The sequence below is a fragment of the Bittarella massiliensis (ex Durand et al. 2017) genome, from assembly GCF_009876955.1.
Taxonomy (GTDB): domain Bacteria; phylum Bacillota; class Clostridia; order Oscillospirales; family Ruminococcaceae; genus Bittarella; species Bittarella massiliensis.
Map to the genome: position 1 here is coordinate 180,667 of NZ_WWVY01000003.1, position 26,510 is coordinate 207,176.

30 protein-coding genes and 1 pseudogene are annotated in these 26,510 nt (G+C 50.4%); 25 read left to right on the plus strand and 6 right to left on the minus strand.

The genetic code is table 11. The annotated features are described in order from the left end of the window. Positions 1 to 11 precede the first annotated feature (11 nt). Positions 12 to 440, minus strand: a complete 429-nt coding sequence (locus tag GT748_RS04710; RefSeq protein ID WP_021657933.1) for an RNHCP domain-containing protein — start codon at positions 438 to 440, stop codon at positions 12 to 14. Between the two features lie 323 nt (positions 441 to 763). Between GT748_RS04710 and GT748_RS04715 the strand changes: the two genes are divergently transcribed. Continuing rightward, positions 764 to 1,390 (plus strand): hypothetical protein, encoded by a 627-nt coding sequence (locus tag GT748_RS04715; RefSeq protein ID WP_021657931.1) that lies wholly within the window; start codon positions 764 to 766, stop codon positions 1,388 to 1,390. Positions 1,391 to 1,468: 78 nt separating this feature from the next. Then, positions 1,469 to 1,621: a hypothetical protein gene (locus GT748_RS04720; RefSeq protein WP_021657930.1), complete on the plus strand. Its 153-nt coding sequence runs from the start codon at positions 1,469 to 1,471 to the stop codon at positions 1,619 to 1,621. Positions 1,622 to 2,354: 733 nt separating this feature from the next. Here the strand turns inward: GT748_RS04720 and GT748_RS04725 are convergent. Beyond that, a complete protein-coding gene (locus GT748_RS04725) occupies positions 2,355 to 2,969 on the minus strand; it encodes a class I SAM-dependent methyltransferase (RefSeq protein WP_161213345.1) in 615 nt (204 codons plus the stop codon). 77 nt (positions 2,970 to 3,046) lie between these two features. Continuing rightward, a complete protein-coding gene (locus tag GT748_RS04730) occupies positions 3,047 to 4,006 on the minus strand; it encodes a helix-turn-helix domain-containing protein (RefSeq protein WP_161213344.1) in 960 nt (319 codons plus the stop codon). A 212-nt stretch (positions 4,007 to 4,218) separates the two neighbouring features. On the opposite strand from GT748_RS04730, the gene GT748_RS04735 reads away from it, so the two are divergent. The 16 genes and pseudogenes from GT748_RS04735 to GT748_RS04800 all read left to right on the plus strand — a co-directional run bounded on the left by GT748_RS04735 (position 4,219) and on the right by GT748_RS04800 (position 16,223). Continuing rightward, positions 4,219 to 5,994, plus strand: a complete 1,776-nt coding sequence (locus GT748_RS04735; RefSeq protein ID WP_161213343.1) for an ABC transporter ATP-binding protein — start codon at positions 4,219 to 4,221, stop codon at positions 5,992 to 5,994. Further along, complete coding sequence (locus GT748_RS04740; protein ID WP_161213342.1) at positions 5,988 to 7,730, plus strand: ABC transporter ATP-binding protein; 1,743 nt, start codon at positions 5,988 to 5,990, stop codon at positions 7,728 to 7,730. Before GT748_RS04735 ends, GT748_RS04740 begins: the two co-directional genes overlap by 7 nt. A gap of 88 nt (positions 7,731 to 7,818) precedes the next feature. Continuing rightward, positions 7,819 to 8,760: an ABC transporter permease gene (locus tag GT748_RS04745; protein WP_161213341.1), complete on the plus strand. Its 942-nt coding sequence runs from the start codon at positions 7,819 to 7,821 to the stop codon at positions 8,758 to 8,760. Beyond that, positions 8,750 to 9,574: an ABC transporter permease gene (locus tag GT748_RS04750; protein ID WP_161213340.1), complete on the plus strand. Its 825-nt coding sequence runs from the start codon at positions 8,750 to 8,752 to the stop codon at positions 9,572 to 9,574. The genes GT748_RS04745 and GT748_RS04750 overlap by 11 nt, the downstream gene beginning before the upstream one ends. Next, on the plus strand, positions 9,571 to 10,356 hold the full coding sequence (locus GT748_RS04755; RefSeq protein WP_161213339.1) for an ATP-binding cassette domain-containing protein: 786 nt from the start codon (positions 9,571 to 9,573) through the stop codon (positions 10,354 to 10,356). Before GT748_RS04750 ends, GT748_RS04755 begins: the two co-directional genes overlap by 4 nt. Positions 10,357 to 10,360: 4 nt before the next feature. Beyond that, positions 10,361 to 11,119, plus strand: coding sequence for an ABC transporter ATP-binding protein (locus GT748_RS04760; RefSeq protein ID WP_161213338.1), 759 nt, complete (start codon positions 10,361 to 10,363; stop codon positions 11,117 to 11,119). A gap of 33 nt (positions 11,120 to 11,152) precedes the next feature. Continuing rightward, a complete protein-coding gene (locus GT748_RS15940; protein WP_368034023.1) occupies positions 11,153 to 11,230 on the plus strand; it encodes a hypothetical protein in 78 nt (25 codons plus the stop codon). 4 nt (positions 11,231 to 11,234) lie between these two features. After that, positions 11,235 to 12,890 (plus strand): ABC transporter substrate-binding protein, encoded by a 1,656-nt coding sequence (locus tag GT748_RS04765; protein WP_161213337.1) that lies wholly within the window; start codon positions 11,235 to 11,237, stop codon positions 12,888 to 12,890. A gap of 42 nt (positions 12,891 to 12,932) precedes the next feature. Continuing rightward, entirely contained in the window at positions 12,933 to 13,298 is a 366-nt protein-coding gene (locus tag GT748_RS04770) for a metal-dependent transcriptional regulator (protein WP_161213336.1), read from the plus strand. A 211-nt stretch (positions 13,299 to 13,509) separates the two neighbouring features. Next, positions 13,510 to 13,815, plus strand: a complete 306-nt coding sequence (locus GT748_RS04775) for a helix-turn-helix domain-containing protein (RefSeq protein ID WP_368034008.1) — start codon at positions 13,510 to 13,512, stop codon at positions 13,813 to 13,815. A gap of 214 nt (positions 13,816 to 14,029) precedes the next feature. Continuing rightward, entirely contained in the window at positions 14,030 to 14,392 is a 363-nt protein-coding gene (locus GT748_RS04780; RefSeq protein WP_438819366.1) for a cysteine-rich VLP domain-containing protein, read from the plus strand. Between the two features lie 284 nt (positions 14,393 to 14,676). After that, positions 14,677 to 15,024 carry a replication initiator protein A gene (locus GT748_RS04785; RefSeq protein WP_161213334.1) on the plus strand — a complete coding sequence of 116 codons (348 nt, stop codon included), beginning with the start codon at positions 14,677 to 14,679 and terminating at the stop codon, positions 15,022 to 15,024. After that, positions 15,017 to 15,265, plus strand: coding sequence for a hypothetical protein (locus GT748_RS04790; protein WP_161213333.1), 249 nt, complete (start codon positions 15,017 to 15,019; stop codon positions 15,263 to 15,265). Before GT748_RS04785 ends, GT748_RS04790 begins: the two co-directional genes overlap by 8 nt. 74 nt (positions 15,266 to 15,339) lie before the next feature. Continuing rightward, positions 15,340 to 15,429, plus strand: a pseudogene (locus GT748_RS16085) (recombinase family protein); the annotation flags it as partial. 154 nt (positions 15,430 to 15,583) lie between these two features. Further along, positions 15,584 to 15,934, plus strand: a complete 351-nt coding sequence (locus GT748_RS04795; protein WP_007885050.1) for a TnpV protein — start codon at positions 15,584 to 15,586, stop codon at positions 15,932 to 15,934. A 13-nt stretch (positions 15,935 to 15,947) separates the two neighbouring features. Then, a complete protein-coding gene (locus tag GT748_RS04800; RefSeq protein WP_007885051.1) occupies positions 15,948 to 16,223 on the plus strand; it encodes a DUF6809 family protein in 276 nt (91 codons plus the stop codon). Positions 16,224 to 16,289: 66 nt separating this feature from the next. Here the strand turns inward: GT748_RS04800 and GT748_RS04805 are convergent, their stop codons facing one another. From GT748_RS04805 to GT748_RS04815, 3 genes are read right to left on the minus strand one after another with little or no spacing between them, the layout of a single operon-like run. Beyond that, positions 16,290 to 17,318, minus strand: coding sequence for a virulence RhuM family protein (locus tag GT748_RS04805; RefSeq protein WP_007885054.1), 1,029 nt, complete (start codon positions 17,316 to 17,318; stop codon positions 16,290 to 16,292). Beyond that, complete coding sequence (locus GT748_RS04810) at positions 17,315 to 18,235, minus strand: hypothetical protein (protein ID WP_007885059.1); 921 nt, start codon at positions 18,233 to 18,235, stop codon at positions 17,315 to 17,317. Before GT748_RS04810 ends, GT748_RS04805 begins: the two co-directional genes overlap by 4 nt. A 31-nt stretch (positions 18,236 to 18,266) precedes the next feature. After that, a complete protein-coding gene (locus GT748_RS04815; RefSeq protein ID WP_007885060.1) occupies positions 18,267 to 19,178 on the minus strand; it encodes a hypothetical protein in 912 nt (303 codons plus the stop codon). A gap of 199 nt (positions 19,179 to 19,377) precedes the next feature. Between GT748_RS04815 and GT748_RS04820 the strand changes: the two genes are divergently transcribed. The 7 genes from GT748_RS04820 to mobQ all read left to right on the plus strand — a co-directional run bounded on the left by GT748_RS04820 (position 19,378) and on the right by mobQ (position 26,509). Continuing rightward, a complete protein-coding gene (locus GT748_RS04820; RefSeq protein ID WP_002595096.1) occupies positions 19,378 to 19,581 on the plus strand; it encodes a transposon-encoded TnpW family protein in 204 nt (67 codons plus the stop codon). Between the two features lies 1 nt (position 19,582). Continuing rightward, a complete protein-coding gene (locus GT748_RS04825; protein ID WP_014078520.1) occupies positions 19,583 to 21,505 on the plus strand; it encodes a recombinase family protein in 1,923 nt (640 codons plus the stop codon). 68 nt (positions 21,506 to 21,573) lie between these two features. Next, positions 21,574 to 22,194 (plus strand): CHC2 zinc finger domain-containing protein, encoded by a 621-nt coding sequence (locus GT748_RS04830; RefSeq protein ID WP_009860802.1) that lies wholly within the window; start codon positions 21,574 to 21,576, stop codon positions 22,192 to 22,194. Then, positions 22,172 to 23,551: a DNA primase family protein gene (locus GT748_RS04835; protein WP_009860801.1), complete on the plus strand. Its 1,380-nt coding sequence runs from the start codon at positions 22,172 to 22,174 to the stop codon at positions 23,549 to 23,551. The genes GT748_RS04830 and GT748_RS04835 overlap by 23 nt, the downstream gene beginning before the upstream one ends. A gap of 392 nt (positions 23,552 to 23,943) precedes the next feature. Then, positions 23,944 to 24,153 (plus strand): DUF6471 domain-containing protein, encoded by a 210-nt coding sequence (locus GT748_RS04845; RefSeq protein ID WP_425293011.1) that lies wholly within the window; start codon positions 23,944 to 23,946, stop codon positions 24,151 to 24,153. Positions 24,154 to 24,157: 4 nt separating this feature from the next. Next, entirely contained in the window at positions 24,158 to 24,364 is a 207-nt protein-coding gene (locus GT748_RS04850; RefSeq protein ID WP_009860798.1) for a hypothetical protein, read from the plus strand. A 438-nt stretch (positions 24,365 to 24,802) separates the two neighbouring features. Next, positions 24,803 to 26,509 (plus strand): MobQ family relaxase, encoded by a 1,707-nt coding sequence (gene mobQ / locus GT748_RS04855; protein WP_009860797.1) that lies wholly within the window; start codon positions 24,803 to 24,805, stop codon positions 26,507 to 26,509. Position 26,510 lies beyond the last annotated feature (1 nt).

The window sequence follows — 26,510 nt, forward strand, 5'->3', positions numbered from 1 at the left end:
TTTTGCAGTTCCTACTCTTTCAAACTGCCCTCGCCGCCCATCAGGGCGGTGAGCTCCTCCACCCGCTCGAGGGGGAAGGGGGGCAGCGCCAGGGGCTTGAGGGCGATGGACATCAGCTTCATGGGGTTGTCGTCGGCCGCCACCCGGTTGGACGAGAGATGTCCGCAGCGCCGGCAGCGGTGGATGACCGCCCACTCGCCGCCCTTCCGCACCCAGACGCCCACCGGCTCCATGATCCCGCCGCAGCAGGCGGCCCGATCGCCGGGCCGGTCGTCGACGTGCAGGCTGTGCAGGCAGTTGGGACAGTGGTTGCGGTGTCCGCTGCCGGCCCCCTCGGGCACCACTTGGCGGCCGCACACCTTGCAGGTAAAGACCTCTTCGCAGCGGTGGGTCCGGTAATACCCTGGGTCTTTTTGTCTTCTCTTGTTTTCGCGATTCATGGAAACTCCTCCTAAAAGCGGGGTCGCTCTGTCGGGAGGATCGCGGAGATCAGTTTGCGCAAACCTCCCGGTTTGGCGCAATCTCCGACTGGTTGGAACGCTTCAAAAAACAGCTCTCCTCTTTTTTGTGATGGGGCAGGGGGCAACGCCCTCTGTCCGCCCCCATCATACCACGCTGGGGTCCCAAAAGACAACCGGCTTTTTTGTATCCGCCGCGGCATTCTCCCCCTTTTCGGCGGGAATTGTGCTATACTGTAAGGGTATTTGCGGCGCGGGGAAGGCGCCCCGCCGCTCCAAAATCGTTCAAAGGGGGACTTTGCCCTGTGAAAATCACCGCCGTTTTGCAGGACTCCATGCCGGCTTTCGACATGCTGCCCGCCGTTTATCCCACCGACTTTCCCCAAGAAAAGGGCTCTTTCAAGCCCTTTATGCACACCCGTCTGGCCGCGGTTGCAGGGGCCGGCCTCTACGTCAACCACGCCGTCTTTGAAAATCCCGACCTGATCCCCATCCAGCGGGACGAAGGGGACATCTTCCAAAACTGCTGCGCCTCCTTCTCCCTCGATCCCTTCCCCCAGGCCAGCCGCTACTACATCAACGTCACCTGCGACATCTACGGCGGGTTCCTCGCCACCCTCTGCGACGGGGCCGAGATCGTCGACGACCTGACCCGGGAGATCTGCGCCGACTTCACCCCCCTCACCCAGGGCGGCTACAACGAGATCGGGGTCTATTGGGGGTGTACCTTCCTCCTCTCCGAGCGGCTCTTCGAGCGGCTCTACGGCGCCCACCAGCTGGACGAGACCACGGTGATGAAGGGGAACCTGTACATCTGCTGCCAAAACCCCAAGATGGCCCATTTCGGCACCGTCTCCCCGGTGGAGGAGCGGGAAAACGCCTCGGTCTACCGCACCGACGGCTTCTGCGACATTGAATTTTTGCGCCTCTAGGGTGTATACTGGACCAAACGGCGCGACTCAACCGCCCCGGGCGCTCTGCCGCCCCGGGCCAAAAGGGAGGACATACCTGTGAAAGGCCTGCTGAAACTGCTCATCGTCATCGCCCTGGCGGCTGTCGCCATCGGCCTGATCAACGACCGGGAAAACGACAGCTACCGCGACCTGTACCGCCACTACGTCAAACTGGACCTGGACGGGGAGGACGAGCCCGAACCCGTCTGAGCGCCCTCTGCAAACAGGCAATCGGCCCCCGCTCGCGAGAGAGCGGGGGCTTTTCTGTCTGCCGGAAACCGGCTGTTTTTTCTCCGAAAATGACGAAGTGATGAAGTTTGTTTTGCGCCCCTCTAACGATTGCCCTTCCCCCCTTGTCGGCCGCCCCCGGCCCGGGTATGATAGGGGTGAACAGAAGACTTCGCCCATGTTTGGGCCAGCGCCGTAGAGGAGGGATTTTTATGGTACTTGCCGCCCGCTCTGTCTCCGCCCTGTCGGTCCTGGGCTTTATCGGCCTGGCGGCTGTTCTCATCGCCCTGTTGAGTGTGATCTCCTTTCTCTTCTACCGAAAGAGAAAATAGCCGCCGGTCAGATCCGTCAAAAAAGGGAGCGCTTCCAAAGGCAGGGGATCATAAAGAAGTATTGCAAAAATATTGACCTATGCCAAGTGAACGGGAAATAAGAAAACTCTATGTGAATGGATAAACTATTTGCATAGAGTTTTTCTTTTGCTTATTTCAAATTTTCAGCGTCCGCAGGACGCGTAGCCGTCACCGAATGGGACGATCTTGGGGCTTGGGGGTTATCCCTCAACAAGCGTTTTGGCGGGTAGAAAACCCGCCAAAATCGCAAACATGTACATGTTTGCATTGCTTGCCAATCTGTGAAAATAATAAAGTTGAGGAAAAATGAAAAGGTACGTTAGCGTAGTATGCTGACGTACCTTTTTTGTATGATCATATTTTCAATTATCTCTTTTGCAAATCGCACAGAGCCAACCTTTCTCATTTTGCTCTACTTGAATTTTTGAAAACCCAGCATTTTCCAATTCTTTCTCAATCTGCTCGGAAGTATAAATTGTCATGCCGTGGATTATATCTGTCCATTTTTCGTCCTTTGTATTTTTCCCATTGGATTCATTGCATATCAGGAAAGTTCCTCCATTTTTAAGCACACGATATACTTGCTGAAAAGCAACTTGAATACCGGGCCAAAAGTAGATTGTTTCAAAGGCAGTTACCAAGTGAAAAGTGTTTTCTGAAAACGGCAGATTCATAACATTGCCTTGCAAAACTTCGCATCGGCCTTCCTGAATTGCTGCCCGATTAAGTTTTTTCGACTTCTGAACACTAACTTCGGAGTAGTCAACGCCAGTTATGTGTCCATTTGAACTTTTTCCCAAAAGGCGTTTGAGGTTAGCCCCTCCACCGCAGCCAATATCCAGACAGAAATCATCGTCGCGGATTTTTATGTGCGTCAAGCCCCATTCTGCAAGTGCGGCATGGCCGGTGTTCATCATATTGACCATGATCTTCCCGGCGAATCCTTTTGGTTTGCAGGTGTTTTGAAAGAAAGACATATTTTTTCTCCTAATTTAACATGATGCGAAAGATTGGCAAGTGCCGATTCTCCGAAGTTTTCCCGCAGAGTAGGAACTTAAATTTCTCCGGGCGTAACGCCATATCTTTTTTTAAAAGCGTCGATAAAATGGCTTGCGTTGGTATATCCTACCATCCATACAACGTCTTTCACCTTATACTTCTCTTTCTGCAAAAGCCTGTAAGCCATCTCCATACGTTTCTCCACGATATATTCATAGACGGTGCAGTTGAAACAGGTTTTGAAGCCCTGCTTTAACTTCGTTTCGCTTAAAAAACACTCCTGGGCGATCTGCTGGATGGTAAGGGGATGGAGAAAATGATGGTCGATCATTTCCCTTGCTTTCTGTAGGCAACGATAATCTTCTCTTGAGATTTCTTTATCCCCACTCTGTTTTCCAACGACTTCATCGCAGAACAGGGACAAAAGTTCCAAAACTTTCCCTTCCAAGTATATTTTCCTCAATTTCCGTTCCGGAGGGCAATCGACAAGATGTTGCAGCACCAATCGAATCTCGGATGTAGTAGGAAACACATGGGAACAGATTTTCTGTTCCGGGCAAATCAAATGGACAGTTTCCAACTGTTTTGTCAATTCTGCAAACCGATTCCTTTCCATGACAATGCCAAGGGTGCGATATGTTTCTCCCGGCTTATAGTAGCTGGAGCACCTGGAAAAACGCCCACACTGAAGGCTACACTCTGTGGGTGAAATCTCATAATGTCCATTTTTCCTTACATCAAAATCCCATTCCATACAACCATTCAGGCAAAAGGAGAGTTGAAAAACTCCACTTTCAGGGTATTCTTCGCGCAGCTCTGTCCCTCGGTCAAATGTCATCTCCGAGTGGAGAAGAAACAGCCCCGGCGACAGTTCCTGCATATCAACCCGTTGGTTTGCAACTTTGTTGCAGTGTCCCGGATACTTATCATTTGAAGTAAACGCTTTTTCCAGGACACTCTCTGAAATTGGAAGATCGTGTTGTATGCAAATCGGTGTATGTATAGTTGAAGGCATACCATGTGCGCCCCCTTTCATCTTAGCAAGTTAGCAATAACTAACCAATCGTAATTTTACCATAGTGCATGGAAAAAATCAAGGTGTGAGGATGATCCGCCGGATAGGGGTATGGAATTGTCGGATTCGGTTACAAAAGCGGGAAGCATTCTGATACACTAATTATGTATTTGAAAGAATATATTCCTCAAAAGAAAGCCAGGTGAAACGATATGAAGAAAGAAAAAGCGAAGCATGAGTCTCCCTACAAAGGGATTTTCCGCTTTGCCAGTGAAAAAAAGCAACAACTAACATTTTCCGTTATTCTGTCTGTTTTATCTTCTATATTCGGAATTGTTCCGTATATTGCGGTAGCAGTGCTACTTCAATCTGCACTGGAAGGCAGATTGACGATGGAATGGGCGGTGCTGCTTCCTGTAATTGCCCTGTGCGGATTTTTCTTAAAACATTGGCTCTATGCCAAATCTACCTTGTGCTCCCACAAAGTGGCCTATGAAATTATTAAAAATATCCGTGTTACTGTTATGCGAAAGATGTCCAAAGTATCTATGGGTACGGTACAGAGTAAATCTTCCGGTGAATTTAAGCAGCTTATCATGGACGATGCAGATCGTTTGGAAGTACCTATTGCCCATGCGATTCCTGAGATGATCGCAAGTACACTGGTGCCTGTCCTTGTCATTTTATATCTGCTTTTGATTGATTGGCGCATGGCTCTGGCGGCTCTTGCCACCGGCGTTATTGGCAATGTGATTTATTACTGTATGCTGATTGGCCGGGGCGAAATGATGAAGGAGTACATGGCTTCCAATGCCAATATGAACGCCACGATAGTGGAATATGTGAACGGTATGGAGGTCATCAAAGCATTTAACCAAACGGCCTCATCCATGGATCGGTTTCAATCCTCTGTTTTGAAAGTACGGGATGTAACAACAAAATGGTACAGACACTGCTGGCCTTTTATGAGTATCAGTCAGGCCGTTTTACCATCCTCTATCGCTTTTGTCCTGCCGGTTGGCATGGCGCTTTTTTCTGGCGGTGCAGTTAGCCTATCCGAACTCATTTTGTGCATTTTGCTTTCTATGGCTATTGTAGGTTCCTTACAGACCTTTTTGGATTTCTGGGAAAGTACTGCTGTTGTTGCAGAGGTACAACCCCGTATCCAAGCGCTTCTTGATATGGAGGAACTGCCAGAGCCGACACAGCCAAAACATAGTACCGGAGCGAATGTGGAGCTGAAAGATGTTCATTTCGGATATGGAGACAGTGAGGTCATTCATGGCGTTTCCTTTGCAGCAAAGGCGGGAACGGTCACAGCTTTGGTGGGGCCATCCGGTTCAGGCAAATCTACGCTTGCCAAGCTGATCGCCCGTTTCTGGGATGTCGATGCAGGTGCGGTTTTGGTAGGCGGCACGGATGTCCGGGAACTTTCCCTTTCCGATTTGACAGAGAAAATCAGTTTTGTATCTCAGGACAATTTCTTATTTAATATGAGCTTGCGTGACAACATTCGTATTGGAAAACCGGAGGCTACTGACAAGGAAGTGGAGTGGGCGGCTGCACAGGCCGGATGTGACGAATTTATTGCACGTTTCCCCAAAAGTTACGATACGAATGCCGGTGACGCCGGGGCAAGGCTTTCCGGTGGTGAGCGCCAGCGTCTTGCCATAGCAAGGGCGATCTTGAAAAATGCACCTATCGTGATTCTGGACGAGGCGACTGCCTTCACAGATCCGGAAAATGAAGATAAATTGCAGCATTCCATTGATAAGCTGACAAAAGGTAAAACGCTGATCGTTATCGCCCATAGGCTTTCTACTATCATGTATGCAGATCAGATTTTGGTTCTTGAAGATGGTCAGATTACTTCACGAGGCACACATGAGCAGCTTCTTACCAGTTCGGAAACCTACTTGGATATGTGGAAAGCCCATATCAGCACAATGGACTGGAGTATGAATCAGGAGGTGAGTGAATCATGCTGAAAATCATCCGTCGCGTATTGCGTTTGAGCGGCAACCTGTCAAAAAGGATTTGGGGTAGCTTTTTCTGCGGCTTTTTGGAATCCATGTTTGGCCTGCTGCCAATTGTTGCCGTATTTTTCGTATTAAACCAATTACAAAGTGGCCTTGAAATTACCGGCCAAACTTGGGGTATCGTTCTTACCCTGATTATAGGAGGACTTGTGCTGCGCAGCATTTTCAAATATCTCGTGTATCGCCTGCAAAGCACCGCAGGATTTGAATTTGTGGCACGGGAACGAATCTCCTTGGGCGACCGGCTCCGCAATGTACCGATGGGCTTTTTTCACGACCACAGCATGGGCGAGCTGACCGCCACCATGACCTCTGACCTGAATTATCTGGAGAACTACTCCATGCATATTCTGGACAAAGTGACATCTGGCGTTTTGACCATGATTGTTATGGCGATTTGCGTTCTGACCTTCGACTGGCGCATTGGAATTGTATTCCTGCTGGGGATTTTTCTCTCTTTCCCGGTCTACAATTATATGCAGAAAAAAGGAAAGGATCTGTCCGAAAAACGGCAAACAATTCAGGCGGACGCGATTGCGGCCACTCTGGAATATGTGCAGGGGATTTCGGTGATTAAATCCTTTAATATGTGTGAAAAGAATGTCAGCGAGATTGAAAACGCTTACGAAAAAAATGCGGATTCTGCCTATGAAGTAGAAAGCGTGTTTACACCGCTGAACATGAGCTACTCTTTGGTGTTTCGCATTTGCGCCTGCATTATGATGTTCTGTGCAGGACTCTTGGCTATTGGCGGTGAACTCACCTTTGCAAGACTTTCCGTTATTCTGCTTGCCTCGTTTACCATCTTCAATCCCCTTGAGGTCATGGGACAGATGACTACGTTAATTCGTATGCTGGATTCCACGCTTGACCGGGTAGAACGTATCAAGCAGGCAAAGAGAATTGATGAAAATGGCAAAGACATCTCTTTGGATTCCTTTGATATTGCCTTTGACCATGTTTCCTTTGCTTATGAGAATGGCAATCCAATTTTGAACGACGTGAGTTTTTCCATTCCGCAGGGAAGTATGACTGCGATTGTCGGCCCTTCTGGTAGCGGAAAAACTACGATTACGCGACTGATTGCCAGGTTTTGGGATATACAGGACGGCAGTATTACCGTTGGTGGCCACGATGTCAAAGAGTTTACCTGCGACAGCCTATTAAAGAATATGAGCATGGTGTTTCAGAATGTCTATCTATTCCGCGATACCATCGAGAATAATATCAAGTTCGGATTCCCGGAAGCAACACATGAACAAGTTGTGGAGGCCGCGAAAAAAGCCTGTTGCCATGATTTTATCACAGCGCTTCCAGACGGATACAATACGGTCATCGGAGAAGGCGGCTCTACTTTATCCGGCGGTGAAAAGCAACGAATCTCTATCGCGCGTGCCATGCTAAAAGATGCACCGATTATCTTACTTGATGAAGCTACTGCCAGTGTTGATCCCGAAAATGAAGTGCATTTGCAGCAGGCCATCAGCGCCTTAGTAAAAAACAAAACGCTGATTGTTATTGCCCACCGGCTGTCTACCATCCGGGATGCCGATCAGATTTTAGTGGTGGATAACGGAAAAATCGCACAAAAAGGTGTTCATGCCGATTTGATTCAGCAAAAAGGAATCTATCAAAACTTCTGGAATATCCGGCAGAAAGTACGGAACTGGAAACTTGCACAGTGATTTGTGGACTGCGGCGGGCAATATGCCGCCTGCCGCAGTAATCTTTACAGCATAGTTAGCTTGGATTAACCGGGAAAGGAGGGAAAAGATGAAATCTTATTGGATAAAACGGATTGTACGGTTACTGATTTTGCTTTTGGGCGTAAGTGTTCTGTGTTTTGTTCTGACTGCGCTATCCAGCACAGATCCAGCCGTTTATATTATACGCCGTGGCAATCTCTCTCCTACACCGGAAATGATAGCGCAGGTACGCACAGAGCTTGGCTTGGATCAGCCTCTCCCTGTTCGATATTTTAACTGGATTGGCGGGATCTTTCACGGTGACTTCGGAGAATCTGTTTTTTCAACAAACGAAGTGGCGGAAGATTTGGCAAGATATTTCCCGCAAACACTGCAATTAGTTGTCCTTTCACTGGCTGAAATTATTGTGTTTTCCATATTGCTTGGGGTTTTATGCGCAGCAAAAAAGAATAAGCTAACTGACCATATTATGCGGATTATTTCGCTGTTTGGGATTTGTGTTCCACCTTTTTGGCTTGGTTTTTTACTATTGCTTGGTTTTGCTGTGGAAATCCCTATTTTCAGTGTAACACCTGCACCGGGAATCGTAGGGTTGATATTACCATCCATCACACTATCCTTTCCTGTAATTTGCTCTACTGTCCGCGTATTTCGGGCTTCGTTGCTGGAGGAAATGCACCGTGATTATGTGAGCTTTGCCCGTGCCAATGGAATGACGGTGAACAGAATACTTTGGACAAAAGCATTACGCAATGCATTGCCGCCCGTTATCACTTTGTTCTGTCAATATGTAAGCTATTTAATTGCGGGAAGCGCCGTAGTTGAAAAAGTCTTTTCCATCAAAGGTGTAGGCAATTATTTAATGAATTGTATTATGGCCGCTGATGCCAATGCGATAGGCGCTTGTATGCTGATTATTGCAACGCTGTATCTTTTGGCTGAATTATTTGGAGAAATACTCAACCATTTACTGTGTCCGTGGAGAAAGGAGGAGAGCGATGTTGCGTAAAATATTGAAAAATCCGCAAGCGGTCATTGGGCTTGTTTTGATTGTATTGATTTGCGCCATCGCAATCCTCGCACCAATTCTGGCTCCACATTCGCCAGACGAGGTAAATCCTTTGATGAAATATCAAGCGCCGAGTGCGAATTATCCCCTCGGAACCGATCAGCTTGGGCGGTGTGAATTATCCCGCTTGCTTTACGGTGCAAGAGCATCCCTTGGGCTGGCGCTCCCTATTTTGATTTTGCTGGGAGGAATTGGTTTAGTTCTTGGGATGATGACAGCGTGTATCGGTGGGGTATTTGACCGCATTATGACGGGAATCAGTCAGGTGTTCATCGCTTTCCCCACGCTCATTATCGCCGTAGCGATTATCGGCGTTTTGGGAAATGGCCTGCAAAATATTATATGGGCGGTTGTCATTTCCATGTGGGCGAGGTTTATGCAGCTTATTCGCACCTACGCTAAAACGGAACTCGGACGGGATTACATTGTAGCCGCAAGAGTGTCTGGCTGCGGGATGTGGCAGCTTATCATCCACCATTTAATTCCCAATATACTTCCTCAATTTTTGGTGTATTTTTCAACAGGCGTAGCTTCTGCTATCCTCACTGTTTCCAGCTTTTCGTTCCTTGGCCTTGGGCTACCAAGCGGAACAGCTGAATGGGGCGCAATGCTGGAAGAAGCACAGGCGGCACTATATTCCCACCCGGAACTGCTTATTTACCCTGGTATCTGCATTTTCATCGCCGCCGCAGGTTTCAATTTGTTTGGAGAGGCACTTCGAGACATTCTCCAGCCACAGGGGGATGTGTTATGAGTAAAAAACTGTTGCAGGTAGAACAACTTAGCATTGCGCTTAAAAATCCACATCAGCAATTAGTCAGAGATATTAACATTTCGCTGGAGGAAGCAGGCGCAACTGTCCTTTTGGGCCAGTCAGGAAGTGGGAAAACCATGACCTGCCGGGCAATTCTGGGGCTGCTTAACCGCAACACTTTTCAAGTGGACGGTAACATCCAGTTTGATGGAGTATCGCTTTTACAGTTAAAGGAAAAAGAACGGACACTTTACTATGGCAGCAAAATTGCTTTTATGCCGCAAAACCCAATGACATCCCTTGATCCTTCCAGAAAAATCGGCGTTCAAATGGCTGGATTTCTCAAACTTCATCAAGATCTGAAGGGAAAAGACGCGCTTTCTCTTTATGAACAGGCATTATCACGGGCAGGTCTTACAGACACCAAAAGGATTTTAGGCAGCAGACCGTATCAGCTTTCGGGAGGTATGCTCCAGCGCTGTCTCATTGCTCTTGCGATTGCCGGTAAAGCAAAACTGGTAATCGCAGATGAACCGACTACCGCTTTAGACGCGATTCACAGGGACAAAGCAGTTGAGCAATTTTTGCATCTACAGGAGCAAGGCTGCGCCCTTTTGATTGTGACCCATGATTTTGACGTTGCCCGGCATATCGGTGGCCATGTCCTGATTATGAAGGAAGGCCGTATGGTGGAACAAGGCCGAGCTAAAGAGGTTTTGCAAAATCCGCAGGCTGCCTATACGAGAGAACTGATCGAGGCAATCCATTTAGGGTGGAGGTGAGTGTGTGCTGGAGGTGAAAAATGTAAGTAAGCAATACAAAGGTGAGGATAAACTGCTGTTTGACGCAGTTTCCGATGTGAGCCTGTCTATGGCGGATCACAGGATCTATGCTTTGGTAGGTGAAAGCGGCTGTGGGAAAAGCACTTTGTCACGACTGATTTTGGGATTGGAATCCCCTTCATCCGGGCAAATCCTACTGGATGGTAAACCGATTTCCCGTAAAAGAAAAAACAACCGGAAAGAAACAGCGAAAGCAATTCAGCTTGTTTTACAGGATGGAAAAAGCGCCCTTGATCCGCATTTTACGGTTTATCAGGTGATTGCCGAACCATTGCGTAATCTGCTGGCCTTGCCGAAGGATAAGGAACGGTCAAGAGTTTATGAATTGCTTGACCGCATGGAACTGCCCAAAGAATCGGCAGCAAAGAAAACAGGGGAATTATCCGGCGGGCAGCAAAAACGCGTAGGGATTGCCCGTGCTCTGGCTGTTTCCCCGCGCTATATCGTCTTTGACGAATCCATCAGCGGTTTAGATGTCATCTTGCGAAAAAACATTTTAGAATTGCTAAAAAGAATTCAGGAGGAAGAACAATGCAGTTATCTTTTCATTACCCATGAAATTGACGCCGCGCTTTACCTTGCGGACGAGATTCATGTTATGCAAAATGGGAAACTGATTGAAAGCCGCAGGTGGTGCGGAAATCTGGATGTATTCAAAAATCCATATACCAAACAGCTTTTGCAGGCTTCCCACTTGATTTAAAACAGGTATATGCGCTCCTAAAGGGCGTGATATATACAAAAATCTATGAAGCCCCTTCGGGGATACCTTCATGCCGTGACAAACACGGCAAAAACAAAGAAAGGACGGTAATGTTATGAAACTAAAGTCACTTGCAGCACTGATGATGGCCGGTGTTATGGCTCTCGGCCTTTGTGCTTGCACAAACAGCGGAACGCCGGATGATTCCTCGACTTCTGACACTTCGGAGGCAGCAAATGCAGAACCGGTAAGCATTACAACAACAGAAAGCTGGGATTTTTCCACAGGTTTTTATCCCGCGCTATCTGCGGGCAGTTCCAACGGAACGATGGGATTTACCTATTATGCCCGTAACTGCTATGATACGCTTGTTGTTCGTGAAGGCAGTGAATTTAAGGGCGGGCTTGCCGAAACATGGGATATCAGCGACGATGGCCTGACCTACACTTTCCATCTCAAAGAAGGCGTAAAGTTTTCGGATGGTGCCGACTTCAATGCGGAGGCGGTAAAGACCAGTATTGAAGCAGCTTTTTCCAATATGGGACAGAGTATTGCCCAGTTTGGCAAGATCGGTGTTCTTACGGAATCCATCGAAGTAATCGACGAGTATACTGTCGCATTGCACCTGACAACACCGTATTACGGCGTTTTAAGTGACCTTGCCATGTGCAATCCAATGGGAATCGTATCGCCCAATGCGTTCAATGAGGATTTGACCACCAAAGAAGAACTGATGACCCAGACAATGGGAACCGGCCCCTACATGTACGCCGGGGACAGTGACGGAACCTCTTATACCTTTGTCCGTAATCCGAACTATTGGGGAGAAGAGCCTGATGTGGACGAGTTTACCGTAAAGGTAATCGCTGATCCGGAATCTGCTGTTCTTGCGCTTCAAAGCGGCGAAGTAGATTTGCTTGCCGGTACATCCCGTTTGAGTTTTGCCGGTTATACCGAGCTTTCCTCTGCGGATGGAATTGGGACGACAGTGGACGACAGTGTTTCAAATAGCCGTTTTATTGGTTTCAACACACAGAAAGCCCCATTTAACGATGCGGCTGTTCGTCAGGCAGTTGCCTATGCGATTGATAAAGAAACTATCAGTTCCAATGTTTTCTCTGGACTGGAAACAGCATCGACCTATCTGCTTGATACATCCCTGCCGTATTGCGATGTAGAAACTACTACCTATAGCTATGATCCTGAAAAGGCCGCAGAACTTCTGGAAAGTGCCGGTTGGGTAGACAGCGATGGAGATGGGATTCGAGAAAAAGATGGTACAAAATTGAGCGTCACGTTGGACTATATCACCAATCAAGGAACGCTGGATGATGCTGCCCTTGTCATTGCGCAGGAATTGGGCGAAGTAGGCTTTGAAGTAACGCCACGCGGTGCAGACAATATGACTTGGTTTACACAGGTTTCCACCGATTTTGATTTCTCGCTCCACACAACCTACGGTGGCTACTATGACCCGTTCCTCACCATGACAAATATGAACCCTGAGATGATGTCCGACCCGATTTTGTGGCAGGTTGCTTTGACGATGGAAAATGGCACAAACATCATAAAGGAATTGGACAGCACCGCCGATCTGGATCGTGTGCAGGAAATCTATAACGAGGTGCTGACCTTTACAGCAGATCAGGCCGTACTGGTTCCGTTTACTTCGGCTCATCAGTATGCGGCATTTAACAGCGACAAGATTGAATCTTTCAGCTTCGGCAGTGACCAGCTTTTCATTGAGATTGCCAATGTAAAGGCAAAATAACGGTAGCTAATACCCAAAATACTCTGGATGGGAGGTGTGCCAATGGCTTTGACATCAGCAATGGAGGACTATCTGGAGGCAGTCTTGATGATGCAGAAAAGACATGGTTATGTCCGCTGTGTGGATGTGGCAGAGCATTTAGGAGTAAAAAAGCCCTCTGTAAGCCGGGCTGTCAAGGAATTGTCCAAATCCGGGCATCTTGTAAAAAATGCTGACGGCACACTCTCCCTGACAGAATTGGGATTGCAGTTTGCCGAACAGATTTATGAAAAGCATCGTTTTTTTACAGAACAGCTTATCGCGGCAGGGGTAGATCCAAAAACTGCGGAGCAAGATGCCTGCGGAATTGAACATGTAATCAGCGCAGAGTCTTTTCAAAAGTTAAAGAAGGTATTTGATGACGGTTAGGTGGTGGTGATATGGGAAATTAGCTGTATTTGATTTAGCTGAAACTGGCAGGCAAATTGGGGAAAAACTGTTTGCCCTGCTTTCTGTCAGCCAAAAGAAGGAGCTGGCTCAGTTTGTTCGTGACTATGAGGCTGGCAATCTTCCGGCTGATGTCCCATACTCAACACTCTTTCGAGGCCAGTATTTTATTTCTCCGCAGGCAGATCAGCCATTGACGGAAATTCAGGAAGGTGATTTGTACTTCTGCCTGGAGAAGCGCTTAGTGACAGTGCAAAGCCAGGTGATTTCGCTGACAGTCAAGGAATTTGACATCTTTTCTCTACTTATCCAGCACCCTGGGCGCGTGTACTCCTATGAAGTGATTCTGGACTTGGTCTGGCAGGAGGATTACAACTACTATTCCCGCAAGGCGGTCAACAATCATATCAGCAACCTGCGAAGGAAAATAAAGGTAGCGCCGGATGTGCCGGACTATGTGAAAAGCGTCTACGGTATCGGCTATAAATTTGAAATCTGAGAAATACCATCATGGCTTATGAAAGCCATGATGGTATTTTTTTGCGGAAACACCTACAAAAATACCCTTAAAAATGTCACGACTAATAGAGAGGCATTTTTAAATTTTTCTGCTGAACCCCCGTAAAAACCCCTCAAAAATGAAATGAATATTAGAGGGATATTCTTTGACCGTCTGAAAGGAGATGATAGAAATCAAAGAAAAAATCCCTATAATGACCTATTCCCAGTACCGCAGGGCAAGAAAACTGGTCCATCAGTGCTGCAATTATGAGAGCGGGAATTGCCTTGCTCTTGACGATGGAGAAGAATGCGTGTGCATACAAAGCATTTCCTACTCTCTGCTATGCAACTGGTTCCGTGCCGCTGTCCTGCCTTTGGATGAACCTCTGGCGACTGCTTTGCTTTATCGGAAGGAACACAAACGGTGCGCTGTCTGCGGACAAACCTTTCTTCCCGGTTCCAACCGGGCGAAATACTGCAAGCCCTGCGCCGCTATCATTCACCGCAGGCAAAAAACAGCCAGTGACCGGAAAAGGCGGGCTGCCTGCGGACAATTAGAGACGAAAAAGCCTTGATTCTGCGGGCTTTGTCAGCGCCGTTCAACGGGATAGAGGGATAAATCCCTTATACCCGCCCAGAACGAGCTTCTAACCGTCCGTATTGGGATTTTCCGTATTCGGGATTCCAGGACACGGCAAAGCTGACGCTCTGGAACGTCTATATCCTGTTTTTCAGTCCGTGGTTTTCCTGCCTCTCTGACCGCCCGGATTTAGACGGTAGTTAATAAAAAAGAGTTAAATACAAAACAGTCAATATCAATCTATCTATCACAGCGATGGATGGATAGAAAGGAGAATTTATGATTCCATACAAGACAGATACCGATATTTCGTCTTACATCATTTTTCCACGGTTCCTTATCCCCATGGATTTATCCAATGACGCCAAGGTGTTGTACGCCCTGCTTTTAGACCGGGCGGGGATTTCCAAAAAGAAAGGCTACATCGAAACGGATGGAACCATCCGCCTGTACTTCACTGTGGAGGACGCTAAATCGAAACTCCGACGGAGCAGGCAGGTGGCAATGCGGGCGTTTCATGAACTGGAATCCTGCGGCCTAATCTTCCGCCGGAAACAGGGTCTTGGACGGCCGGCTGTGATTACCCTGAATATGCCGGCTGATAAAAGGAGGGGCGCCAATGATTGATGAACAAAAGCTGTATGAGCTGCTAAAAGATTTTGACCCCGCTGTTGGGGAACGGATGGAGCAGCATTTCAGGGACGGGGCGTTTTACTTTGACCTTGGCGGCAGCAGCTATCCCTTCTTTGAGGGGAATACCGTCTACACGGTCATTCCCCACTTTGCGGAAAAAGGCTCGGAAGGGATCGTGAAGAAACTCAAGCGGCTGATGGAAAAGGATTTACGGGAAAAAGAATCAGAGACATAGCTGAAAAATCGAAACCGGAGCGTTATAATAAGGGCAACCGTTTACTTGGCTGCCTGAACAGAAAGGAGAAGCAAATGAACCAGCAGCCAGACAAGATCACCGCTTTATACTGCCGCTTGAGTCAGGACGACGCCCTGGACGGGGAAAGCAATTCCATTACCAACCATGATGTAATGTATAGAGGGTGGATTACACCAAAAAACATTACATCATGACTGGCGGCTCATTTGTGGCGAATGAAAAGACAGTTATGATAAAGGAGGGATGCCCTCAAACCTACCGTAACTGTCAACCACATTCTCACGAAAGGAGCCTTGTATGGAACTGACTTACACCCAATGCGGCGACTATCTCATTCCCAACCTTGTGTTAGCAGACACCAAAGAGTACCATATCGGGAAATATGGCCGGATGCGCCGTGCCTACTTAAAAGAACATCGGCCCATTCTGTATACCGATCTCATTGTCACTGAAAAGCTGCTTCCCCACTTGGAGGAAATCGACATCGCCTGCCGGGAGCGGCTGGAAATCATTGAAAAATCCATGATGCAGCAAGAGGGCGTCACAGAAGCCCTGAAAGCTGCCGACCAGATGGCATGGGTGCGCTCCATGAACTCCATCCACAACAGAGCCGAGGAAATTGTCCTGGCTGAGCTGGTCTACTGTTGAGGGAGGGAACACCATGATTTTAGAAGCCATGTATAATGGAGAGTTTTATCCCTGTGAAACAGTCGTACCCACGTCCCCGGAATACCACAAGGCGATCCAAACCTGTGCAGCGTTGATGGAGCAGTTATCCCAGCGGCTCAGCAAAGAGGACTATGCGCTGGTGGAGGAACTCCGGGCGCAGAACGCTATCGCCCAATGCGAGGAAAGTGAGAGCCATTTCAAGTATGGCTTTTCGGCAGGGCTGATCGTCCATCAGGAAGCCTATGAACAGCTGCAAAACAAGAAATAAGCGATGGCCGAAAAAGCCCACGCAGCCGGAAAGAGAACCGGAAGCGTGGGTTTTCTGTGTATATGGTTATTCTGTCAGATCATCCGAAGTTTCCGCAACCAGCCTGTCAAAGTCGCTCTGATAGCTTCTGTCCTGCAATACCCGGAACTTTTCAAACTCTTTCTCGGCAAAGGCTTTGGCAATAGCGGCGGTCACCTTGCCCTTATCATGCAGAATATCTTCCTCGTTGAACTGTAAAAATGCGTCAAGCCGCTTGACCCAATCGGCCATATACATGACATTTCCCCGGCGGGCCTGCCGTTCCGCATAGTCCAGATACATGGTGACGATCTCGTTCAGGTTTCGCATTTCCGTTTCGTTCAGATAGTTTTTGGCGACGGTGACATCCGATTTACGGATGCGGCCTTTGGGGGCGTTTTTCCATGTGGTCAGCCCCATGTTGGGCTTGGTGCTGTCGGCACGGTCGTATACGATCTCGGCGGCGGTATGATGGGTGACCGCATAGTGGAGCTTGTTCTGCACCGTGGCAAAAAACTCCTTTGTGATGGGGCTTTCCACATCGTAGTCGGCGCTGCACTGAGAATAGATGTCCGTGATTTTCTGGTAAAATCTTCTCTCGCTGGCCCGGATGTCCCGGATACGCTCCAGCTGTTCCTCAAAATAATCCTTGCCGAAAAAGTTCTCCGGCTCCCGCAGCCGTGCGTCATCCATCACATAACCTTTGATGATGAACTCTTTCAACACCCGGTTCGCCCAAATGCGGAACATGGTCGCCTTTTTGGAGTTCACACGATACCCCACAGCGATAATGGCGTCCAAATTGTAATAGTTGGTCTGATACCGTTTCCCGTCCGCCGCAGTTGTTTCCATTTTGGAAACAACTGAATCCTCGTTCAGTTCTCCAGATTCAAAAATGTTTTTCAGATGCTTGGAAATAGCCGCTTTCTGCACCTCGAACAGTTCTGCCATTTTTGCCTGTGTCAGCCAGAGGTTTTCCTGAAAGAGCAGGATTTCCACCCGCACTTCTCCGTTTTCGGTCTTGTAAAAGAGGATTTCTCTGGTTTCATACGGGGTCAGTCCCTGTTCCTCGCTCATTCCTCGTCACCTCCATCCGTCCGGTTCTTTCCCCGGCTCTTGTAGACATTATACTGGTTCTTGCACCGTGGGCTGCAAAAGGCGGCATTGGACCGGCTGCCCAGGAACACCTTCTGGCAGTGCTTGCACAGGCGCAGGGGCTGGTCACCGTCTACCAGCATGAAGCTGAACATCATCTGGATGCCCAGCAGCAGCGAATGGAAATCCCAATAGATGGTGGGCTTATCCAACAGCTCAATGTGGTAGCTGGGGGCAATCCCGCCGAACGCAGCCATGGCCTTGCGATACAGCCCCCGTGCGTCCTCGTCAATGGAATCATAGTCATTGTAGTACAAAATGGCGGTGGTCAGTGTAAAGGCCCAATCTTTGAACTGCTGGGCAACCCAGTCGTAGGGTTCCGCATATTCCCGCTGGAAGCTCATGTTCTTCGCCATCGGCTCGTCCATGAAGGTCATGGTCAGGGCAACCATCGTCCGGTCACCGGACACATTCCATGTGGATTCAATGCCTTTCTTCACCAAATCCAGCTGATCAAAGGGATAAAACAGGGACAGATATTTGTCCGTCGCCATGGATTCTTCCTTAATAAAGTGGTTTTTCGGTAGGTACACCGCCTCATAGTCCATAAAAGACGGCGTGGTGGGCAGGGCGGTCATCAGCCCCAGCAGGCCGTACCGGGTGACAAACTCCATCACTGCCTTTTCCACTTCTGCTTCCGGCTTGCGTCCCATCATCAACATCCCTACATTCAGGGCATCCAGCACAATGTTGGGGACCTCTTTCAGCGGATTGTAGACATCCGGCTTTGCACTCTTGCCGGGGGTGATGTACCGCTTGCCATCTTCCGCTGTTTTCAGCTCGTAGTGATCGTACCGCACCCAATGGGAACGGGACTGTTCAAACAAATTTTTCATCATACACGCCCTTTCTCCTTAATCGTCCCAATTATCAGGGGCGGTTTTTCTTTTTTCTGCGCTTGGTCTTGTTTTCCCGCCGGATCACGGCGTCCTTGCCCTGTTTTCTTGCGATTTTCGAGTATTCCTCCAAAAATTGGCGTTCCCGCAAGGTCAGGCTGCCGCCATGCTCCTGCTTGCCGCACAGATGGTCATACATCTGGCGCTGCAATTTCTTGTGGATGGTTTTCCGCAGTTTGCGAATGTTGCGGTCAGACTGCCCACGAACAGCGGCAAGCCGGGTGGTGCTGTACAGCCGCAAAGAGAGGAAATACAGGACTTCCTTATGTTCCTCGCTTAATTCCTCCACCATGCGGGATATAAAGGCGTCAGCGGTCAGGTTGTGCATCTCATAGGGGCAGTCAAACAGGATGTCCAGAAAGTTCCCGGCCATCAGCTGCCGGTATGCGGGATTGTTCATCCAGCGGGGAATGAGCTTGGGTTCCGGCACCGCCTGATATTCCAGCGGCACATCCCCACGAAGGTTTTCGTGGTCTCGTTCCCGGCGCTCCCGGTTCCGGTCCAGCTTGTTCCATTCCTCCACCACGGCCCGGAAATCCTTCTCCGTGCGTGCTGCTTCCTCCAGCCGCCGCACAGCTTCCGCTCGAATCTCCCGTTTCAGCCGCTTTTCGTTGACCGGGGCGGCTTCTTCTTCCTCGTCCTCCAGCTCCGCTTCATAGTCGATGGGATGCTCGTCCTGCTCCAGCTCACTTTCCAGCTCGGCCAGACGTTCTTCCGCAAGCGCCTGTTCCAGCGTTTCCTCCGTTGCACCAGCGCCTGTCTCATCGTCCCATCCGGTGAAGCCACCCTCGGTATCCAGAAGCTCGTCATCAGACAGATACGCCATGACCCCACCTCTTTTCAAAAAAATATTTTGCGATTTTTCAAAAATGGTTCCGTTTTGCACCCCGGATTTCTCCTATTAGTGAAAGAGTAATCTAAAAACAAGTTACTTGGGTTACATTCGCTCATTCACACAGGAGAAAGGGGGCTTTCGCCATGTTCAGGCTTGACACAAAAAAGTAACATAATCGCAGGTTACAAACATCGGAACTATAACAACAGTATACACCGGATGCGCCGAAAGCGCAAGAAAGAGAGGTTCTATGGCAGATAAAAACGCCGTGTTTCTGACCCGGCACATTGGCAAGACCACCTATAAAGTTCGTGTCTACCTCAGCGAAACCGCCGAGGAAACGATGGAAGATAAAATTCTGCGGCTGATCCGCAACGACGGGCTGGCAAATCAGCCGGAATGTGGTATAATGGAACTGCCACAAATGAGCCGTCCGTCTGAAAGGAGCGCCTGATATGGCAAACAGACAGACGGAAGAAAAAATCACTGCGCTCTATGAGCGCCTGTCCCGTGACGATGACCTCACGGGCGACTCGAACTCCATTCTGAACCAGAAACGTTATCTCGAAAGCTATGCAGCACAGCGGGGCTACACCAATATCGTCCACTACACAGACGATGGGTGGTCCGGCGGCAACTTTGACCGTCCCGCATGGAAGCGCCTTGTGGCGGACATTGAGGCGGGCAAGGTGGCCCATCTGCTGTGTAAGGACCTAAGTCGGATCGGCAGAAACTACCTGCAAACCGGCTTTTACACCGAGGTAATGTTCCGGCAGAATGGGGTTCATTTTGTTGCTGTCGCCAATAACATTGACAGCGAGGAACAGGACAGCGGCGAGTTTGCACCCTTTCTCAATATCATGAACGAATGGTATCTGCGTGACCAGTCCAAAAAGGTTTCGGCAGCATACCGTGTCAAGGGCAAGGCGGGCAAGCCCACCACCAACAACGCCATCTATGGCTACAAAAAAGACCCGGAGGACAAGGACCACTGGCTGGTGGACGAGGAAGCTGCCACTGTGGTGCGGCGAATTTTCCGGCTTGCGGTGGAGGGACACGGCCCCTATGAGATTTCCAAAATGCTCACAGCCGAGAAGGTGGAGTGCCCCGCCTATTATCTGGCCCGCAACGGCAGGGGCAGCCGGAAGAATACCGTGGACACCAGCCGCCCCTATGACTGGTACGGCTTTACGGTCAGCTCCATGTTGGAGAAACCGGAATATATGGGGCATACCGTGAATTTCCGTTCCTCCAAAAAGTCCTACCGGGATAAGCGGGTAAAAAATGACCCGTCCGACTGGCTGATTTTTGAGAATACCCACGAGGCCATTGTTGACCCGGAAACCTGGCAGCTGGCCCAGCAGGTGAAGCGGACGGTGCGCCGGACAGATACCACTGGCGTCGCCAATCCCCTGACCGGCCTTGTGTTCTGTGCCGACTGCGGAGCAAAGATGTATAACCACCGGGGCAAACACACACGGGCAGATGGCAAGGAGTACAGAAACGACACCTATAACTGTTCCACCTACTGCTTGACCATCGAACGAGAAACCCAGATGTGTTTTTCCCACAGCGTCAGCACCAAGGCTCTGAACGCCCTGATTCTGGAAACCATCCGCACTACCGCCAGCTATGCCATCCAGAACAGGGAGGAATTTATTCAGAAGGTTCGCAGCATTTCACAGGTTCGCCAGCAGGAAGCAGCCAAGGAGCTGAAACGCAAGGTCGCCAAGGAGCGCAGGCGCAGCGCCGAGCTGGACGTGCTGATTAAAAAGCTGTATGAAACCTATGCCATGGGCAAGTTGGAGGAAAAACGGTTCGAGCTGCTGTGTGCCGAATATGAGAAGGAACAGGCCGAGCTGGAACAGCTGCTTGCCTCCGAGCAGGCGCAGCTGAACCAGTTCCATGAGGACACGGACCGTGCCAGTCACTTTCTGGCGCTGGCACAGAAATATACAGATTTCACCGAGCTGACCGCCCCTATGATCCATGAATTTGTGGAGAAGATTCTGGTCCATGCCCCGGACAGAAGCACCGGGGAACGGGTTCAGGAAATCGAGATTTACCTGAACTTTATCGGGAAATTTGAAGTGCCCATGCCCGAACCCACCGAGGAAGAACTGGCTGCGGAGGAAAAGCGCCGCCAGAAGCGCATCCGTGACCATGAAAAATATCTGCGCCAGAAGGAGCGCAAACAGAAGATTGCCGAAGGGCTGATCGTTCCGGGTGAACCGTACCAGCTGGTGTGCCAGTGCTGCGGAGAGTCGTTCCAGTCTATCCGCCCCAACGCTAAATTCTGCAAACCCGCCTGCCGGGAGAAGTTCTACCGGCAGGAAAAGCGGAAAGCCAAAGAAACGGAAGCATCACAAACTGCATAAGGATTGCGGCCTGCCCAAATAAACCGGGCAGGCCGCATTTTTTATGCCCTGAAACGGAGGGATTTTTTATGACACTCTTTGAACTGGTAAAACAGAATATTTGTGTGCCCGATGCGGCTGAACACTATGGGCTGCAAGTCAGCCGAAACGGGATGTGCAGCTGTCCGTTCCATGAGGACCGGCACCCCAGCATGAAGCTGAACGAGCGTTATTTTTACTGTTTCGGCTGCGGAGCCACCGGCGATGTGATCGACCTTGTGGCGAAGCTGTTTGACCTGAGCAGCTACGAGGCAGCACAGAAGCTGGCCCAGGATTTTGGGATTGGCCCGGACAAGCCGCCTGCGGCAGCTGCCCTGCCCAAACCGGAGCGTCCCCTGCTGAAAGCATACCGGCAGGAGCAAGTGCGCTGCCTGCGGGTATTGTGCGATTATCTGCATCTTCTGGAACGCTGGAAGGTGCAGCACACACCCAAGACACCGGAAGATGTTCTGGATGACCGGTTTGTGGAAGCCTGCCAGATGCTGGACTATGTGGAGTATCTGGCAGATTTGCTCATTGCCGCCGAGCTGGAACAACGGGTAAAAATCGTAGAAATGCTGAACAAGGATGGTCTGATCGCCGGTTTGGAGGAACGGCTGGACAGGCTGAAAAAGGAGGACGATGCCCATGAAAAACAAAGCGCAGCTTGACGGGATGCCCGTCTGGTTTGATGGAAAAAGCATCAACGAAGCCCTGTTTTGTGAGGAGTTCTTGCAGACGCACAAGATCATCTTCACAAACGGGGCTTTTTTCACGCCCGAAGGCCGTGTGACAGACGAACTGCCCCTGCGGGGAGAGATTTTTGAGGAGCTGAAATGCTGTGCGGTCAGCAACATTCCCCGCAAAATCAGCAACATTGTGGAGCTGATGAAGCTGGCGGCGCTGGTGGAGGATTTTCCCCCGGAGCCGGACCGGATTCACCTTTCCAACGGGACGCTTTTTCTGGATGGAACCTTTGCGGAGGGAAAGCCGGAAAACGTCCGCAACCGTTTCCCCGTGGCCTACAACCCCAACGCCCCAAAGCCTGTTCTCTGGCTGCAATTTCTGGATGGTCTGCTCTACCCGGAGGATATTCCCACCTTGCAGGAATATATCGGCTACTGCCTGATCCCCAGCAATAAGGGACAGCGGATGATGGTGATTAAGGGCAGCGGCGGCGAAGGAAAGTCGCAGATCGGCGCTGTGCTGGGAACTTTGTTCGGTTCCAACATGAAGGACGGCAGCATCGGGAAAATATCCGAGAACCGGTTTGCCCGTGCTGATCTGGAGCATATCCTCCTGTGCGTGGATGACGATATGCGGATGGAGGCTCTGCGCCAGACCAACTATGTAAAATCCATCGTCACCGCCCAGGGCAAAATGGATTTGGAGCGCAAGGGCAAGCAGAGCTATCAGGGATGGATGTGCGCCCGGCTGCTGGCTTTCTCCAACGGAGATTTGCAGGCGCTGTTTGACCGGAGCGACGGATTTTACCGCCGTCAGCTGGTGCTGACCACAAAAGAAAAACCGGCTGGCCGTGTGGATGATCCCGACCTGGCCGAGAAGATGAAAGCCGAGGTGGAGGGTATTCTGCTGTGGGCTTTTGAGGGATTGCAGCGGCTGGCCGCCAACAACTTCAAGTTCACCGAAAGTGACCGCACCAGAGAAAACCGGGAGGCAGTCAAACGGGACAACAACAATGTCTATGATTTTCTGGATTCTGACGGGTATGTTCGCCTGAAAGCCGATCTATCTGCCAGCTCCAAAGAACTGTACGAAGCATACCAGATTTACTGCACCGAGAACAACCTGCCTGCCCTGAAACCACGCAGCTTCAGCGAAGCTCTGATCGCCTGCCAGAGCCGCTACAATCTGGAATACTGCAACAATGTGACCAACGCAGCCGGACGGCGGGTGCGTGGTTTTCTGGGGGTTGAAGTATTGGTGAGAAATCATATATCAGTGTTTTCCGGCGATTCGATGCGTACGTACGTACCGGAAGATGTGCCGGAGGAATGGCGGCGCTGAATCGTGTACGTACGTACGCTTTGATTGACAGTTGTTCTCCCTTTTATAGCAATTCAGCGGTTGTATATCAAAAATCGCTGGCAAAATCGGAGGGGTAAATCAAGGCAAGTGGGAATCGAAAAGTATTTGACGGTTGGAAGAAATCATTTTGCGAAACCGTGCTTCTCACCCCGGTGAACCGAGTGCATGGAACCATGGGAAAATGCACGGTTTCAAACCAAGTCACACGGAACGGGAAAGTCGGAAGGTGCGACCTATGGACGGGACATCACACCGGCAATTCTGAACGGATTTATTGATAAGAGAATTTTTCACGACACAGCGAAGCGGCTATGCCAGAGGGCGTACCGGCTTCGCTTTTTTATCAAGTAAATTTAGGAGGATTTTTGATGATGACGGTACGCAACGAAATTAAGGCACAGATCGTCCGGGCGGGATACACCATGCAGGAGCTGGTTGACCGGCTTCATGAGGAATACGGCTGGTCGGACAGTGTTTCCAACCTGTCCGCCAAGCTCCAGCGAGAATCTATTCGCTATAAAGAGGTCGTGGAGCTGGCCGATGTGCTGGGCTATGACCTGATCTGGCAGAAACGGAGGTAAACCTATGACAAGTGAAGAAAAGAAACTGTTACAGGCAAAGCACCGCTTGGAGGAAGCCCAGGCACGGGACCGGGTGAAGGCACGAAAAGCCCGGACAAGGCGGCTCATTCAGGAGGGCGCTGTGCTGGAAAAAGTGCTGCCGGAAGTACAGGCGGTAGGGCTTGATAATCTGGAAGAATACCTGCGGCGAAAGCTGGCAGCGCACGATTGAAAATGGCTGGGAGGTCTCCGGGAAACCGGGGGCCTTCCTCTTTTTCATCCCGAAGGGCGCACTTACTCACCACCTGCTAAAGCAGGCGGTGGTAGCCCTCCCGTTGGTCGGGCACGTGCGCTCTCCGAGAGGGATTGCGACTCCTGCGGGAGCCGCTGGACAAGGCTGCATTTCTGCCAAACTGCCAGCCTTGCCCATGCAGTCGGCGCAGGGGTTTTCGTTTTGGAATCCCCTGTTCATGGGGTGGTATATTGCCACCCCATCCCGCCGCCTGCCTGCGTCAACCTGCCACCGGCAGCTTGACACAGATACAGGGGTGGAACGATTCGCTCCACCCCTGCTGGTGGTACGTCGCATTTCACGACGTACCTGTTGTAATCGAGTACGGAAGAAGGGCTGCTGCGTTTCACAGTAGCCCTTCGGAAAGGACGATAGACAATGGCGATTTATCATTTGGAGGCCAAAATAGTCAGCCGTGGAGCTGGACGCTCCGCCGTAGCTGCTGCGGCCTATCTGAGCTGTTCCCGGATGCTCAACGAGTATGACGGGGTGCAGCACGACTACACCCGCAAACAGGGCCTTGGGTGGCGGCAGGTTTTTCTGCCAGCCACCGCCCCCGCAGAGTGGCAGGATCGAGAAATCCTGTGGAACGCTGTGGAGGAAACCGAAACCGCAAAGGACAGTCGCCTTGCCCGTGAATTTGTGGCGGCGCTGCCCATAGAGTTAAGCCGGGAGGAACAGATTCAGCTCCTGCAAGATTTCATCAAGGAGCAGTTTGTGGCAGACGGAATGTGCGCTGATGCTGCTATCCATGACCCGTATCCCCCCGGACACAATCCCCATGCCCATATCCTGCTGACAGTGCGCCCGCTGGATGAAAAGGGAAAATGGCAGTACAAGACCGAGAAAGAATATCTCTGCGTCAAAGACGGCGAAGAACAGGGCTTTACCGCCGCTGAGTTCAAACAGGCACAGGCCGACGGCTGGGAGAAACAGTACCAGTACAAAGTGGGCAAAAAGAAGGTGTATATGGCCCCGTCCGCAGCGCAGGCGCAGGGCTATGAACGGGTATCCAAATATCCTAAAAGCACCAAATATGGCAGGCAAAATCCCATCACGGAACACTGGAACAGCGACGAGCAGCTTGTTTTGTGGCGGGCTGCATGGGCGGATGTGGCAAACCGCCATCTGGAGCGCACCGGGCACGAAGAACGCATCGACCACCGCAGCCATGCCGAGCGTGCTCTGCTGGAGCGGCCCACGGTCCATGAGGGTGTGGTTGCCAGAGCCATGGAGAAAAAGGGCATTATCTCTGACCGGTGCGAACTAAACCGGCAGATCAAGGCGGACAATGCCCTGCTCCGGGAGCTGAGAGGACAGGTCAAAAAGCTGGCGCAGGCAGTTAAAAATACCATCCCGGCGCTCGCCGAGACCATGGAGAATCTGCGAAAAAATTTGCTTCTGTTCTGCTATCAGCTGGGGTATCTCCGCAAGGGCAAGGAACGCCTGAATGCTTCGCTGAATACGCTGCGCCCTGCCCTCACACAGTACAATCAGCTTGCAAAGGACATTCGGGATAAGACGAAGGAGCGCCGCAGTCTGCTTTCCGAGAAAAAGGCGCTCTCTGCGGTTCATGTATTCTGGCACCGGGAACTGGCGGCTAAGATTGCGGCACTGACAGAGGATTTGGAGGAACTGCGTTCGGAGAAAAATCTGCTTCTGGCGTCGCTGGCATATTCCGAGGAAGATGCCGCCGATAAATTTCCCAAAGACATCGCCGCCATGGAGCAGAGCCTGAAACGGCTGGAAGAACAGGAACAGAAATATTCCGCCGAGTTGGACGCTGCCCTGAACGAGTATGCCGGGCTTCGGGAGCAGGCCCAGGGCTTCGACCCAGTGCAGCTGTATGAAGCAAGACAGGCCATCCGCCCCGGCAAAGAACAGGAAGCGGAGAACCAGGCACAGCAGGTTTACGTTGAGAAGTACAGCCCACTTCTGATGTTTGACAGTAAAAAGGCGGTGTCCCGGATGCTGGACGAGGATGCAGAGCGGCTGGCCGTGCGGAGAATGGTGCGCCAGACGCAGAAGGAGCAGCAGATTTCCAACAAGGGAAAGCGCAAGAATCAAGGACGAGATGTGAGATAAA

What these genes read in the sequence shown, in the direction of transcription:
- GT748_RS04800 (WP_007885051.1), top strand. Translation starts at nt 15,948, where the DNA reads ATGATTTTAGAAGCCATGTATAATGGAGAGTTTTATCCCTGTGAAACA.
- GT748_RS04755 (WP_161213339.1), top strand. Translation starts at nt 9,571, where the DNA reads ATGAGTAAAAAACTGTTGCAGGTAGAACAACTTAGCATTGCGCTTAAA.
- GT748_RS04750 (WP_161213340.1), top strand. Translation starts at nt 8,750, where the DNA reads ATGTTGCGTAAAATATTGAAAAATCCGCAAGCGGTCATTGGGCTTGTT.
- GT748_RS04795 (WP_007885050.1), top strand. Translation starts at nt 15,584, where the DNA reads ATGGAACTGACTTACACCCAATGCGGCGACTATCTCATTCCCAACCTT.
- GT748_RS04745 (WP_161213341.1), top strand. Translation starts at nt 7,819, where the DNA reads ATGAAATCTTATTGGATAAAACGGATTGTACGGTTACTGATTTTGCTT.
- GT748_RS04835 (WP_009860801.1), top strand. Translation starts at nt 22,172, where the DNA reads ATGAAAAACAAAGCGCAGCTTGACGGGATGCCCGTCTGGTTTGATGGA.
- GT748_RS04780 (WP_438819366.1), top strand. Translation starts at nt 14,030, where the DNA reads ATGACCTATTCCCAGTACCGCAGGGCAAGAAAACTGGTCCATCAGTGC.
- GT748_RS04810 (WP_007885059.1), bottom strand. Translation starts at nt 18,235, where the DNA reads ATGATGAAAAATTTGTTTGAACAGTCCCGTTCCCATTGGGTGCGGTAC.
- GT748_RS04785 (WP_161213334.1), top strand. Translation starts at nt 14,677, where the DNA reads ATGATTCCATACAAGACAGATACCGATATTTCGTCTTACATCATTTTT.
- GT748_RS04770 (WP_161213336.1), top strand. Translation starts at nt 12,933, where the DNA reads ATGGCTTTGACATCAGCAATGGAGGACTATCTGGAGGCAGTCTTGATG.
- GT748_RS04735 (WP_161213343.1), top strand. Translation starts at nt 4,219, where the DNA reads ATGAAGAAAGAAAAAGCGAAGCATGAGTCTCCCTACAAAGGGATTTTC.
- GT748_RS04725 (WP_161213345.1), bottom strand. Translation starts at nt 2,969, where the DNA reads ATGTCTTTCTTTCAAAACACCTGCAAACCAAAAGGATTCGCCGGGAAG.
- GT748_RS04820 (WP_002595096.1), top strand. Translation starts at nt 19,378, where the DNA reads ATGGCAGATAAAAACGCCGTGTTTCTGACCCGGCACATTGGCAAGACC.
- GT748_RS04845 (WP_425293011.1), top strand. Translation starts at nt 23,944, where the DNA reads ATGACGGTACGCAACGAAATTAAGGCACAGATCGTCCGGGCGGGATAC.
- GT748_RS04730 (WP_161213344.1), bottom strand. Translation starts at nt 4,006, where the DNA reads ATGCCTTCAACTATACATACACCGATTTGCATACAACACGATCTTCCA.
- mobQ (WP_009860797.1), top strand. Translation starts at nt 24,803, where the DNA reads ATGGCGATTTATCATTTGGAGGCCAAAATAGTCAGCCGTGGAGCTGGA.
- GT748_RS04790 (WP_161213333.1), top strand. Translation starts at nt 15,017, where the DNA reads ATGATTGATGAACAAAAGCTGTATGAGCTGCTAAAAGATTTTGACCCC.
- GT748_RS04825 (WP_014078520.1), top strand. Translation starts at nt 19,583, where the DNA reads ATGGCAAACAGACAGACGGAAGAAAAAATCACTGCGCTCTATGAGCGC.
- GT748_RS04710 (WP_021657933.1), bottom strand. Translation starts at nt 440, where the DNA reads ATGAATCGCGAAAACAAGAGAAGACAAAAAGACCCAGGGTATTACCGG.
- GT748_RS04830 (WP_009860802.1), top strand. Translation starts at nt 21,574, where the DNA reads ATGACACTCTTTGAACTGGTAAAACAGAATATTTGTGTGCCCGATGCG.
- GT748_RS04850 (WP_009860798.1), top strand. Translation starts at nt 24,158, where the DNA reads ATGACAAGTGAAGAAAAGAAACTGTTACAGGCAAAGCACCGCTTGGAG.
- GT748_RS04765 (WP_161213337.1), top strand. Translation starts at nt 11,235, where the DNA reads ATGAAACTAAAGTCACTTGCAGCACTGATGATGGCCGGTGTTATGGCT.
- GT748_RS04740 (WP_161213342.1), top strand. Translation starts at nt 5,988, where the DNA reads ATGCTGAAAATCATCCGTCGCGTATTGCGTTTGAGCGGCAACCTGTCA.
- GT748_RS04805 (WP_007885054.1), bottom strand. Translation starts at nt 17,318, where the DNA reads ATGAGCGAGGAACAGGGACTGACCCCGTATGAAACCAGAGAAATCCTC.